The following is a 13007-nucleotide window of genomic DNA, read 5'->3' as shown; positions in this document are numbered from 1 at the left end:
AATCCCCCTTGGCAGACGCAATGTTTTTTCTGCCAGCCAAGGAGCCACTCCATGACCGAACACCAGGTAATCAACCCACTGTCCACCGGCACCGACTATGAAGCCCTCGCGGCGACCTATCGGCCGATTTTCCAGCGCATTGCCGACGGCGCCCTCGAACGCGAACAGTCGCGTACGTTACCCCATGAGCCGATTCAATGGCTCAAGGAAGCCGGCTTTGGTGCGGTGCGGGTGCCGATTGAATACGGCGGCGGTGGCGCCTCGGTTCCGCAGCTGTTCGAGCTGCTGATCGAACTGGCCGAAGCCGACTCGAACCTTCCCCAGGCATTGCGCGGCCACTTTGCCTTTGTCGAGGATCGCCTCAACGCCCCATCCAGCCCGGCGCGGGACGTCTGGTTCAAACGCTTCGTCGAGGGGGACATCGTCGGTTGCGCCTGGACAGAAATCGGCACGGTGGCGATGGGCGATGTTGTCACCAAGGTCACGCCCCATGGCGATCAATGGCGACTGAATGGCGAGAAGTTCTACAGCACCGGCAGTCTGTTTTCCGACTGGATCGACGTCTATGCCCAACGCAGCGACACCGGTGGCGATGTGATCGCCGCCGTGCGCACACGCCAGCCGGGTATCGAGCAAAGCGACGATTGGGACGGCTTCGGCCAACGCACCACCGGCAGCGGTACGTCGCGCTTTGTCGATGCCGAAGTGGACGCCGGGAACGTCATTGACTTCGCGACCCGCTTCAAATACCAGACGGCGTTTTATCAACTCGTATTGTTAGCGACACTGGCGGGTATTGGCCGTGCGGCATTGCGCGATGTCTCCCGTCATGTGCGCGAACGCCAGCGCATCTACAGCCATGGCAACGCACAGCGCGTCAGCGAAGACCCACAGGTCCAGCAAGTGGTCGGCAACATTGCCGCGTGGGTATATGCCGCCGAGGCCAGCGCATTGAAAGCCGCACAACCGGCGCAGCAGGCCTACGTCGCGCGTTTCGCTGGCGATCCGGCCCGGGAGCGAGCGGCCAACGTGGCGGCAGAGATCGAGTCGGCGAAGGCGCAAGTGGTGGTCACGGAGTTGATTCAACGAGCGACCACCGAACTCTTCAACGCGCTGGGGGCTTCGGATATTCGCCGGGGCAAATCGCTGGATCGGCATTGGCGCAATGCGCGGACCGTTTCGTCGCATAACCCGGTGATCTACAAGGCGCGGATTGTCGGGGATTGGTCGATAAACGGAACCGAGCCACCGTTTGTGTGGCAGATCGGCAATGGGCCGGCCCCAAAGGCCTGATGTGTTTCGCAAGGGCCGGCTGCGGGAGATTGGCTGGCTCCCACATGGATTGGCGCTGAACCCGCAGGAGCGAGCCTGCTCGCGAAAAACGCCCGGACGACGCGTTCATTCAGACAACCCACGTCATCATTGACGACCATCGCGAGCCGGCTCGCACACAGGAGATGGGGGGCATCTGCAGGTGACTGGTCGGTTATCAAGCCGCCTTTGCTGGCAAGCCAGCGCCAGATGAGAGGCCAGACCAGTCGCCGCAGAATCAGGATCTAGGTAAGATAACCGCCCTTCTGCGCAGCCCTTTGCTGCCACCGCCGAATAAGCCGATTCCATGCCTTTCGAACTCAGTGTTGATCTCACCACCCTGGCCATTCTGGCCCTTGTTGCCTTTGTAGCCGGATTCATCGACGCCATTGCCGGCGGTGGCGGTTTGCTGACCACCCCGGCCTTGCTCACTGCCGGCCTGCCCCCGCACCTGGTCCTCGGTACCAACAAGCTCAGCTCGACCTTCGGTTCGGCCACCGCCAGTTTCACCTTCTACCGCCGCAAGCTGTTCCATCCCAGGCAGTGGACTCACGCCATCGTCGGCACCCTGGTCGGCGCGCTGAGTGGTGCCGTGGTCGCCCACTACTTGCCGGCGGAGTGGCTGAACAAGATGCTGCCAGTGATCGTCTTTGCCTGCGGTGTCTATCTGTTGTTTGGCGGAACGCCGAAAGCGCCGCTGGACAGCGACGCACCGATCAAGAAAACCTGGCAATCGACCCAAGGCTTCAGCCTCGGCTTCTATGATGGCGTCGCCGGTCCGGGTACCGGCGCGTTCTGGACCGTCAGCAGCCTGCTGCTCTACCCCATCGACCTGGTGAAGGCCAGCGGCGTGGCACGCAGCATGAACTTCGTCAGCAACGCGGCGGCGCTGTCGATTTTCATTTTTTCCGGTCAGGTGGACTGGGTGATCGGCTTGAGCATGGGCTCGTCATTGATGGTCGGCGCCTTCTTCGGCGCTCGCACCGCCATCAGCGGCGGCGCGAAGTTCATTCGTCCGGTGTTCATCACCGTGGTGCTGGGCCTGACCGTGCGGCTAGCCTGGCAACACTGGTTCAGCATGGCCTAAGCGCCGCGCCACATAGACGTCGATCAGATAACGGGCAATCGAGCGTGACGCCGGCAACGGCGGCAGCTCGTGCACGTTGAACCACTGGGCGTCTTCGATCTCGTCTTCCTGACAGACGATCTCGCCACCGGCGTATTCGGCATGGAAACCGAGCATCATCGAGTGCGGGAACGGCCAGCACTGGCTGCCCATGTACTGAATGTTCTTGACCTCGATCCGCACCTCTTCGCGAACCTCGCGAATCAGGCAATCCTCGGCTGACTCACCCGGCTCGGCGAAGCCTGCCAGCGTGCTGTAGACCCCGCTGACAAACCGTGGCGAACGCGCCAGGAGGATTTCGTCGCCACGGGTCACCAGCACGATCATGCTTGGCGAAATCCGTGGATAGCTGCGCAGATCGCATGGCTGGCAATACATCGCCCGCTCGCGCGGCACCTGGCTCATGGCTTGCCCGCAATTACCGCAAAAGCGATGCTCACGGGCCCAGGTGCCGATCTGCGCGGCGTACGCGAGCACCTTGTAAATCGTGTGATCGCCTTCGAGCATGAACGCCCGCAAGCCTTTCCACTGACAGCCCGGGACTTCGCTGTGACTGCGCAACTCCAGCAGATACACCGGCTCGCCATCGAGATGACCAATGCCATGCTCGGCAAGAATCGCCAGGTCCTGGCGCTTGAGCCATTCACGGGGGAACAGCGCGCCATTGTCATCGAACAAAAAGCCTTCGGGGCTACGCGCCACGGCCCAGCCGCCGGGTTGATCGGTGTCCAGTACTGCAGTGGTCCAGCGTGAAGTCATTTTTCAATCAATCCAGAAATTCGGGTTTCTGTTTGCTCATATGGGCGGCCATGGCCACGCGCAAGTCGGTGGATTGCAACATGGCGGCGTTCCAGGTGGCGACGTATTCCAGGCCATCATCGATGCGATGATCGCGCATGTAGCTGATCATCTCCTTGGTACCCGTGACGGCAATCGGCGACTTGCTGGCGATCTCGCGGGCAATGCCCATGACGCCATCAAGCAGGCTGGCGCTGTCGCTGTAAACGCGATTGACCAGGCCCATGCCCCGCGCCTCTTCGGCACCAAAGGTGCGACCAGTGTAAGCCAGTTCGCGCAGCATGCCGTCACCGATGATCCGCGGCAAGCGTTGCAGCGTGCCGACGTCGGCAGCCATGCCGATGTCGATTTCCTTGATCGAGAACTGGGCATCTTCGGCGGCGTAACGCATGTCGCAAGCGGCGATCAGATCGATGGCACCGCCCAGGCAGTAGCCGTGGATGGCGGCCAGTACCGGTTTGCGGCAGTTGTCGACGGCATTGAACGACGCTTGCAGATTGAGAATCTTGCGTCGCAGCAGGCGCGCGTTGCGCCCGACATCCTTGCCCATTTCATTGGCCACGGCGGCCAGCATCATCAGGTCGATGCCAGAGGAAAAATGCTTGCCGGCGCCACTGAGAACCACCACCCGCACTTCGTCGGTGTCGTCGATCCATTGGAAGATCTCGACGATCTCGCTCCAGAACGCAGCATTCATCGAATTGATCTTTTCCGGGCGATTGATCTGCACATGGGCGATTTTATCGACCAGTTCGACGTTGAATGCTGTGTATTGGGACATGCCAGTGATCCTTTAGCGGGCAAAAAATGAGGCCCGAACTATAACAAGGCACGGCGGCAGGCAGTAAGGCAGCGGTTCGGCCAAAAGCGGGACTTCTCGGCGATCAAGCATGCCCCTCCTCGATTTGTGCTTTCCTTGCCAAGAACTCCACAACGGAATGAATAATTGTTCACGCTGCAGTGTTTACCTCCAGACGGGTACCTGCAGAACATGTCGAGGTTTTCGGCTTGCTCGATGTCCCGGCCCTGATCCCTGTGGAGCATTGTCCATGAATAGCCGTTTTTCAGTTTTCACCGTTCCGTTGTTGATTACCACCGTGCTCGCCAGTTCCCTGGCGCTGGCCCACGGCGATGACAACGCCCCCGCCAAGCCCGAATGCCCTCGAGGCCAGGTCCTGGATAAAAAAACGCAAAAATGCGTCCTGCAAACCAGTAAAGCGGTTTCTGACGCCGACCGTACCGATTACGCTTATCAATTGGCCAAGGACGGTCGTTACGAAGAAGCCCTGGCGCTGCTGGATACGCTCCAAGACCCCAACACCGCCAAGGCGTTAAACTATCGCGGCTACGCCACGCGTAAACTGGGGCGCACCGACGAAGGCATCGGTTACTACCTGCAATCGGTCAAACTCGACCCGCAGTACGCGAAGGTCCGCGAATACCTCGGCGAAGCCTACGTGGTCAAAGGCAGCCTGGACCTGGCCCAGGAACAGTTGCAGCGGATCAAATCGATTTGCGGCAACACCTCCTGCGAGGAATACCAGGACCTGGCAGAAGCCATCAACGACTCATCGAAAACCTGACACCCCGAACGGACGGAGGTCGCCATCGCCAGCGATCAGGCAATACGGGCAGAACTGAGCCAGCACCTGGCGCGTTTATGGCGCTACGGCCTGCTGTTGTCCCGACAAAGGCATGTCGCCGAAGACCTGGTGCAAGCCACTTGCGTGCGCGCACTGGAACGGGCCGGGCAATATGAACCGGGGACACGGATGGACCGCTGGCTGATGAGCATCCTGCATTCGATCTGGATCAACGAAGTGCGCGCGCGGCGGGTTCGTCAGGGACAGGGGACAGTCGATACCGACAATGCCTTGTCGTTTGACGGCGAGCACGTGGCGCAGACCCATGTACTGGCGTCGCAGGTCATTCGCCGTGTCGATGCGCTGCCCGAGGCCCAACGGGAAACGGTATTTCTGGCGTATGTCGAGGGCTTGTCCTATCGCGAAGTCGCCGAGGTCCTGCAAGTACCGATTGGCACCGTCATGAGTCGCCTCGCCGCGGCGCGGGTAAAACTGGCCGAGTACCCGCCATTGCAATCGGTGCCGAACCCTTCCAGCGGAGAACGTCGATGAACGCGAAACTCTCGGATGAGCAACTGGTGGCCTATCTGGATGACCAGCTCGATACCGAACAGCGGGCACGCATCGACGCGGCCATTGCCGAAGACCCGATGATCGGCCTGCGCCTGCAATGGCTGGATCGCAGCAGCCTGCCGTTCAAGGATGCGTTCAGTCAACTGAGTCGACAGGCCCCCGTGGATCGCCTGCAAGCCATGCTCGACACCCTGCCCTCACCGGCACGCCCACCGCTGAGCCGTCGCTGGTTCCTGGCGGCAGCCGCCGGGCTGGTGGCCGGTGGCGTGCTGGCGGACCGGCTGTTCCTGGGCTGGCAGGAAAGTCAGCAAACCAGCAACTGGCGCGGGCTGGTGGCTGACTATATGGCGCTCTACGTACCGCAGACTCTGGAGCACCTGCCCAGCGATGAAACCACTCAGCGTGCGCAGTTGCAGACGCTCGACGAGCATCTGAGCCTGAAACTCGCACCCGCGCAGTTGAGTTTGCCCCGGGTCGAATTCAAGCGTGCACAAATTCTTGAATACGATGACGTGCCGATCGCCCAGATCACTTACCTCGACCCGGTCCATGGCCCCCTGGCGCTGTGCATCACCCTTTCCAGCAGCGGCAGCCGACATGTCGCCCGGGAGCGTCGGCACGGCATGAACATTGTCTATTGGTCGGACATGCACCACGCCTGGATGCTGATCGGGCATAACCCGCCGACAGAACTGGAGGCGATGGCCACGACGCTGCGCAGTCGATTCAGCGCCTGATCTTCCGCTATGCACGAATCTCTGTGGCGAGGGAGCTTGCTCCCGCTCGGCGGCGCAGCCGTCGTAAATCCTGCTTACGCGGTCTATCTGAAAGAATGCCCGGGGCCGCTTCGCGCCCCAACGTCGGATCGCCGCCCGGAACCAACTCGCTCACCACAGGGCGGCGGCCTTCAGATCGTTTGCCAGGTATGCAGTGTCAGGCCGGCGTCGGCAACCACAACCGGAATCGCGCTCCACCCAGCGGCGATGCTTCGACGGTCAATGTACCGCCCTGCGCCTCCAGTGCACGACGACTGATCGCCAGCCCCAGGCCAAACCCGCCCGTGGCCCGATCACGACTTCGATCCAGCCGATAGAACGGCTCGAAAATCCGCTCACGCTGATCATCCGGAATGCCGATGCCGTCATCGTCCACCCAGATTTCGCAACCTTTGGGGCACACCTGCACGCCAATCTGAATGCGCTTTTCGCAGTAACGCATGGCGTTGCGCAGCAGGTTCTGCAGGGCGCGAGCGGTCAGGCGCGGGTCCAGGCTGAAGCGTTCGAGCTGACCATGGAGCAGCACGTCGATGACAATCTCCGGTGATTGTTCTTCATCCACACTGCCCAGAATGCTGTCGATGAATTCGTCCAGCGACACTTCGATCTGCTCCGGCACCCGCGCCGGGATCTGCAGGCGGCTGTAGGACAGCAGTTCTAGCACCAATTCATCGAGTTCACGGATGTGGTCGACCAGCCCTTGCAGGCGCTCGCGGCTGGTGGCCGGCAAGTCGTCGGACAGGGCCAGGGCCAGGCCGAAGTCCAGGCGCGTCAACGGCGTGCGCAGTTCATGAGACACCGCGTTGAGCAAATCACGCTGCTGATTCAGCAGGTTTTCGATATCGCCGGCCATGGTGTCGAAGACGTTCGCCAGGCTGCCGATGTTGGAACTGGGGGCAATCTGCGTGCGCTCGCTCAAGTGGCCCTTGCCGAAACGTTCAGCGGCACGTTTGAGCCGTTCCAGATCACGCCAGTGCGGACGCAGCCACAGTAACAGGCACGCGAGCATGGTCGCGCCGATCAGCACGTTGATGCTCCAGTACAGCAGGTTGACGTCCAGCGGGTCCGGCGGTACGACCATTTGCACCACGGTGCGCTCATTCAGCGGCGCCACCGCCAGGGTGCGCCAACCCCAGTCGCCGATGCGCACCACGTTTTCACCGCGTTGCAAACGTTGTTGTTCATCAACGGAAAAACTGGCGTCGTCATTACTGCTGAGCACAATGTGCAGCGGCCGGAAATCCTCGTCCATTTCGGCCGCCAGGGCTGGCCACTGCTCGACCGGAACCGCCTTGAACTGCTTGACCATGAGGGTTTGCAGCCCTCGGGAATAATCGAGGTTGTAGGTGACAAAACGCTCGTGGAAGACCTTGATCACCAGGTCCGGCACCAGGTAAATGGCGGCGCTGAACGAGACGATGGTCACCAGGTACAGGCGAAAGAGGATTCTGAACATCGGCTCAGCATTCCCACTCGGAACGGCTGAAGAGGTAGCCCTTGCCCCACACGGTCTTGATCTTGCGTGCTTCGCCGGCGTGATCGTCGAACTTGCGTCGCAGCTTGGAGATCGCCACGTCCACCGAACGGTCGGTGCCGTTGAACTCGATGCCGCGCAGGCGTTGCAGAATCTGGTCGCGGCTCAGCACTTCGCCGGCATGCCGGGCCAGCACCACGAGCAGGTTGTATTCACCGCTGGACAGTTCGACCAAGTGTCCGCGCCAGGTCACGGTCCGTTCGGACAGGTCGATGCACAGGTTGCCCATGAGGATGCGGTCGTTGGCGGTCTGCGGTTCACTGAGGCTGCTGCGTCGCAGCAAGGTGCGGACCCGGGCCAGCAATACGCGCGGTTCGCAAGGTTTGGTGACGTAATCGTCAGCACCCATTTCCAGGCCCAGCACCTGATCGTGGCTGTCGTCGCGGGCGGTGAGCATCAGGATCGGCAAGCTCGCCGAATCGGCGCGCAACAGGCGACACACTTGCAGGCCGTCCAGCCCCGGCAGCATCAGGTCGAGGATCACCAGGTCCGGCGGGTTGAGCCGCGCCCGCTCGCGCACATGATCACCACGGCTGATCACGCTGACGGAGTAGCCATTGCGTTCCAGGTAGCTGGCAATCAGCTCGGCGAGTGCGGTGTCGTCTTCGACCAGGAGGATGTTGGGCATGGGGGTGTTCCAGAAAGTGCTGTGGCGCCTGATAGACCGCTATCGCGAGCAGGCTCGCTCCCACAAGAGACCTCAAGTGGGCACAAGTTCTGTGAACACCACCGAACCACTGTGGGAGCGAGCCTGCTCGCGATAGCAGTCGACCAAGCGCAAATGAAATCAAGGCCTGCAGGATATACGCCCACACGCACACCTGAGTAAAACCCTTACACAATTTCACACAGCGCCTACAAAGCTTCACCGCTACCCTCGCCGGCGCCCAGTAGGATGCTGGGGTCATTATTGGGGTCATTCATGTCTAAAAATCCGCTTGCCAGGCTCAGTCTTGTAGCGCTGGCGTTGACGCTGAGCGCCTGCGACAAGTCCTCCAACGCCGAAGAACAGGCACCGTTGGCCACCGTTCGCATCGAAACCATCGAAGCCCGACCGCTGTCGATCAGCAGTGAACTGAGCGGACGGATCGTGGCGCCACGCATCGCTGAAGTGCGGGCCCGCGTGGCCGGCGTGGTGTTGCAGCGCACCTTCCGCGAAGGCAGCGACGTGAAGAAAGGCGATGTGCTGTTTCGCATCGACCCGGCCCCGTTCAAGGCCGACCTGGAAAGCGCCGAAGCGGCATTGCGCAAGGCCGAGGCCAATGCGTACCAAGCCAGACTGCAAGCGCAGCGCTACGCCCAGTTGATCAACGACAAGGCCATCAGCGGCCAGGACTACGACAACGCGCGCGCTGCCGTGCGACAAACGGCGGCCGACGTCGCCGCCAACAAGGCCGCGGTGGACCGGGCAACGCTCAACCTGGGGTACGCCACCGTTACCGCACCGATCTCCGGGCGCATCGGTCGCGCCCTGGTGACCGAAGGCGCGCTGGTGGGGCAGAACGAAACCACGCCGCTGGCGCTGATACAGCAACTGAACCCGATCCACGCCGACCTCACCCAGTCGACCCGCGAACTCAACGACCTGCGCCGGGCGTTCCGCTCCGGTCAGTTGAAAGCAGTCGGTCAAGGACAGGCCAGGGCCACGCTGATCCAGGACGACGGCAGCCTGTACCCGTTGCCGGGCAAGCTGCTGTTCACCGACATCACGGTCGATCCAGGCACCGGGCAGATCATCCTGCGCAGCGAATTCCCGAATCCGGACCTCGACCTGCTGCCGGGCAGTTTCGTGCGCGTGCGCCTGGAGCAGGCGGTCAATCAGCAAGGCATCAGCGTGCCGCAACGGGCCATCCAGCGTGACAGCGCCGGGGTGGCGCAGGTGCTGCTGCTCGATGACCAGCAGCGGGTCGGCCAGCAACCGGTTGAACTGGGCCCGGCGCAAAACGATCGCTGGGTCGTCACCGGTGGTCTCAAGCCCGGCGACCGCATTGTCGTCGAAGGCCTTCAACACGCCCGACCCGGTGAAAAAGTGCAGATCGACGACTCCCCTCTTCCACTCGCCCAGGTTTCTGACCAGTAAGCAGGACGCTTGTTTATGCCGCAGTTCTTTATCGACCGCCCGGTGTTTGCCTGGGTGGTGGCGTTGTTCATCCTGCTGGCCGGTGCCCTGGCCATACCGCAGTTGCCGGTGGCGCAGTACCCCGACGTCGCGCCGCCGCAGATCGAAATCTATGCCCTGTACCCCGGCGCCTCGGCGCAGACCGTGGACGAGAGCGTGGTCAGCCTGATCGAGGAAGAACTCAATGGCGCCGATCACCTGCTGTATTTCGAATCTCAAAGCAGTCTGGGCAGTGCCACGATCAAGGCGACCTTCCAGCCCGGCACCGATCCGGAAATGGCCCAGGTCGATGTGCAGAACCGCTTGAAGGTGGTGGAATCGCGCCTGCCGCAAGCGGTGACCCAGCAAGGCTTGCAGGTCGAGAAAGTCTCCGCCGGGTTCCTGCTGTTGATCACCCTGACCTCCAGCGACGGCAAGCTCGACGATGTGGCGCTCAGCGATTACCTGGCGCGCAACGTGATGAACGAGATCAAGCGTCTGGACGGCGTCGGCAAGGCACAGCTGTACGGCGCCGAACGGGCGATGCGCATCTGGATCGACCCGCAGAAATTGCTCGGTTTCAACCTGACGCCCGCCGATGTCAATGCCGCCATCGTGGCGCAAAACGCCCAGGTCTCGGCGGGCAGCATCGGCGACTTGCCGAGCCGCACCACCCAGGAAATCACCGCGACCATCCTGGTCAAGGGCCAGCTGTCGACGCCGGAGGAATTCGCCGACGTGGTGCTCAAGGCCAACCCCGATGGCTCCACCGTGCGCATCGGCGATGTCGCCAGGGTCGAGATCGGCAGCCAGGACTATCAGTTTTCCACGCGCCTTAACGGCAAGCCCTCGACCGCCGTCGGCGTGCAACTGTCGCCCGGCGCCAACGCCCTGAGCACCGCGACGCGGGTGCGGGCGAAGATGGATGAGCTGTCGCGCTACTTCCCGGCCGGGGTGCAATACAAGATCCCGTACGACACGTCGCCGTTTGTGAAAGTCTCAATCACCAAAGTGGTCTACACCCTAGGCGAAGCAATGCTGCTGGTGTTCGCGGTGATGTTTCTGTTCCTGCAGAACATCCGCTACACGCTGATCCCGACCCTGGTGGTGCCGGTGGCGCTGATGGGCACCTTTGCGACCATGCTCGCGCTGGGTTTCTCGATCAACGTACTGACCATGTTTGGCATGGTGCTGGCCATCGGCATTCTGGTGGACGACGCGATTGTAGTGGTGGAGAACGTCGAGCGAATCATGGCCACTGAAGGCCTGTCGCCCAAGGAAGCTACACGCAAGGCGATGAAGCAGATCACCGGCGCGATCATCGGCATCACCCTGGTGCTGGTGGCGGTGTTCATTCCGATGGCGTTCATGCAGGGCTCGGTCGGGGTGATTTACCGGCAGTTCTCGCTGTCGATGGCGACCTCGATCCTGTTCTCGGCGTTCCTTGCCCTGACCTTGACCCCGGCACTGTGCGCGACGCTGTTGCAGCCAATTGCCAAGGACGAGCATCACGAGAAAGGTGGATTCTTCGGCTGGTTCAACCGCCGTTTCGAACGACTCACCGAGTGTTATCAGGGTTGGGTCGCCTATGCACTCAAGCGTACCGGCCGCTATCTGTTGATCTACGGTGTGCTGCTGGTGGGTTTGGCTCTGTGCTTTGTGCGCCTGCCCTCCTCGTTTTTGCCGGTGGAAGACCAGGGCTATACCATCACCGACATTCAATTACCTCCGGGCGCGACCAAGAATCGTACGGTGCAAGTGGCTGAGCTGATCGAGGCGCACAATGCCGGCGAACCCGGTATCGGTGACAGTGTGGTGATTCTCGGTTTCAGCTTTTCCGGCAGTGGACAGAATGCTGCGCTGGCGTTCTCCACGCTCACGGACTGGTCGCAGCGAGGCAGCGACGACTCGGCGGGGTCGATTGCCGACCGCGCCAACATCGCCCTCAGCCAGATCAAGGACGCCATGGCCTTTGCGGTGCTGCCGCCACCGGTCGACGGCCTCGGCACCTCCAGCGGTTTCGAGTTCCGCCTGCAGGATCGCGGTGGCCTCGGTCACGCCACGCTGATGCGCGCCCGCACCGAGTTGCTGGCCGCCGCCGAGAAAAGCCCGATCCTGATGAACGTGCGCGAAAGCGCCCTGGCCGAAGCGCCACAAGTGCAACTGATCGTCGACCGCAAACAGGCGAATGCGCTGGGGGTGTCCTTTGCCGACATTGGTGGCGTGCTGTCCACCGCCGTTGGCTCGACCTACATCAACGACTTCCCCAATCAGGGGCGGATGCAGCGGGTGGTGGTGCAGGCCGAAGGCGATCAACGCAGTCAGGTCGAGGATGTGCTGAAGATTCACGTGCGCAACAACGCGGGCGACATGGTGCCACTGTCGGCGTTCGTCCAGGCCAGATGGACCCAGGGCCCGGCGCAATTGACCCGTTACAACGGTTACCCGGCGATCGCCATTTCCGGCGAACCGAAACCCGGTCACAGCACGGGCGAAGCCATGGCGGAGATCGAGCGACTGGTCGCGTTGGGCCCGGCGGGATTGGGCCAGGAATGGACCGGTTTGTCTTTGCAGGAACGCTTGTCCGGCAGCCAGGCACCTATCCTGCTCGGCTTGTCGCTGCTGATCGTTTTCCTGTGCCTGGCGGCGTTGTACGAGAGTTGGTCGATCCCGACCTCGGTGCTACTGGTGGTGCCATTGGGCGTGCTCGGCGCGGTACTGGCGGTGACCTTGCGCGGCATGCCCAACGATGTGTTCTTCAAGGTCGGGCTGATCACCATCATCGGTCTGTCGGCGAAGAACGCGATCCTGATCATCGAATTCGCCAAGAGCCTGTATGACGAAGGCCATGACCTGATCGATGCCACGTTGCAGGCCGCGCGCCTGCGGTTGCGGCCGATTGTCATGACTTCGTTGGCGTTCATCCTTGGCGTAGTGCCATTGGCGATTGCCACCGGCGCAAGCTCGGCAAGCCAGCAAGCCATCGGCACCGGGGTGATTGGCGGAATGATCACCGCGACCCTGGCGGTGGTGTTCGTGCCGGTGTTTTTTGTGGTGGTGATGAAGCTGGTGCGTAAACGCCACAAAAACATCTGATCAATACCACCGATGACTTGTGGGAGCCTGCTCGGTCCCACAAGGGCTTCATGGTGTGAGGATTGTGGTCACAACCGACCGCCCTGGGCTAAGGTGTTGGCACTACCCCGAC

The 13007-nt window shown here is 61.7% G+C and carries 11 protein-coding genes; 7 read left to right on the top strand and 4 right to left on the bottom strand.

Features of this window, described 5'->3' with window-relative positions:
• Positions 1 to 51: 51 nt before the first annotated feature.
• Positions 52 to 1293 carry an acyl-CoA dehydrogenase family protein gene (locus ACGJAX_RS20820; protein ID WP_390955965.1) on the top strand — a complete coding sequence of 414 codons (1242 nt, stop codon included), beginning with the start codon at positions 52 to 54 and terminating at the stop codon, positions 1291 to 1293.
• A 325-nt stretch (positions 1294 to 1618) separates the two neighbouring features.
• Positions 1619 to 2398, top strand: coding sequence for a TSUP family transporter (locus ACGJAX_RS20815; RefSeq protein ID WP_090322170.1), 780 nt, complete (start codon positions 1619 to 1621; stop codon positions 2396 to 2398).
• On the opposite strand, the gene nudC is transcribed toward ACGJAX_RS20815, so the two are convergent.
• Both nudC and ACGJAX_RS20805 read right to left on the bottom strand, forming a co-directional pair.
• A complete protein-coding gene (gene nudC, locus ACGJAX_RS20810) occupies positions 2366 to 3196 on the bottom strand; it encodes an NAD(+) diphosphatase (RefSeq protein WP_090322171.1) in 831 nt (276 codons plus the stop codon). The genes ACGJAX_RS20815 and nudC overlap by 33 nt on opposite strands.
• A 7-nt stretch (positions 3197 to 3203) precedes the next feature.
• Positions 3204 to 4016 (bottom strand): crotonase/enoyl-CoA hydratase family protein, encoded by an 813-nt coding sequence (locus ACGJAX_RS20805; protein WP_090322173.1) that lies wholly within the window; start codon positions 4014 to 4016, stop codon positions 3204 to 3206.
• Between the two features lie 268 nt (positions 4017 to 4284).
• Between ACGJAX_RS20805 and ACGJAX_RS20800 the strand changes: the two genes are divergently transcribed.
• The 3 genes from ACGJAX_RS20800 (at position 4285) to ACGJAX_RS20790 (ending at position 6128) form a co-directional block, all read left to right on the top strand.
• The gene (locus ACGJAX_RS20800; RefSeq protein WP_390955964.1) at positions 4285 to 4818 is read left to right on the top strand and encodes a tetratricopeptide repeat protein; all 534 of its coding nucleotides are present in this window, start codon (positions 4285 to 4287) and stop codon (positions 4816 to 4818) included.
• Between the two features lie 66 nt (positions 4819 to 4884).
• Positions 4885 to 5370: a sigma-70 family RNA polymerase sigma factor gene (locus ACGJAX_RS20795; RefSeq protein WP_390959943.1), complete on the top strand. Its 486-nt coding sequence runs from the start codon at positions 4885 to 4887 to the stop codon at positions 5368 to 5370.
• Positions 5367 to 6128 (top strand): anti-sigma factor family protein, encoded by a 762-nt coding sequence (locus tag ACGJAX_RS20790; protein WP_390955963.1) that lies wholly within the window; start codon positions 5367 to 5369, stop codon positions 6126 to 6128. Before ACGJAX_RS20795 ends, ACGJAX_RS20790 begins: the two co-directional genes overlap by 4 nt.
• Positions 6129 to 6324: 196 nt before the next feature.
• Here ACGJAX_RS20790 and ACGJAX_RS20785 read toward each other — a convergent pair whose 3' ends face one another.
• Together ACGJAX_RS20785 and ACGJAX_RS20780 are read right to left on the bottom strand one after the other, a co-directional pair.
• Entirely contained in the window at positions 6325 to 7623 is a 1299-nt protein-coding gene (locus tag ACGJAX_RS20785; RefSeq protein WP_090322180.1) for an ATP-binding protein, read from the bottom strand.
• 4 nt (positions 7624 to 7627) lie between these two features.
• Positions 7628 to 8329 (bottom strand): response regulator transcription factor, encoded by a 702-nt coding sequence (locus ACGJAX_RS20780; RefSeq protein ID WP_090322183.1) that lies wholly within the window; start codon positions 8327 to 8329, stop codon positions 7628 to 7630.
• A 294-nt stretch (positions 8330 to 8623) separates the two neighbouring features.
• Between ACGJAX_RS20780 and ACGJAX_RS20775 the strand changes: the two genes are divergently transcribed.
• Together ACGJAX_RS20775 and ACGJAX_RS20770 are read left to right on the top strand one after the other, a co-directional pair.
• Positions 8624 to 9781 (top strand): efflux RND transporter periplasmic adaptor subunit, encoded by a 1158-nt coding sequence (locus ACGJAX_RS20775; RefSeq protein ID WP_390955962.1) that lies wholly within the window; start codon positions 8624 to 8626, stop codon positions 9779 to 9781.
• 15 nt (positions 9782 to 9796) lie between these two features.
• Positions 9797 to 12895: a multidrug efflux RND transporter permease subunit gene (locus ACGJAX_RS20770; protein WP_390955961.1), complete on the top strand. Its 3099-nt coding sequence runs from the start codon at positions 9797 to 9799 to the stop codon at positions 12893 to 12895.
• Positions 12896 to 13007 lie beyond the last annotated feature (112 nt).

Source organism: Pseudomonas moorei (assembly GCF_042846945.1).
Lineage (GTDB): Bacteria > Pseudomonadota > Gammaproteobacteria > Pseudomonadales > Pseudomonadaceae > Aquipseudomonas > Aquipseudomonas moorei.
The sequence above is the reverse complement of the archived record's forward strand: the minus strand, read 5'-3'. Positions and strand labels throughout refer to the sequence as shown.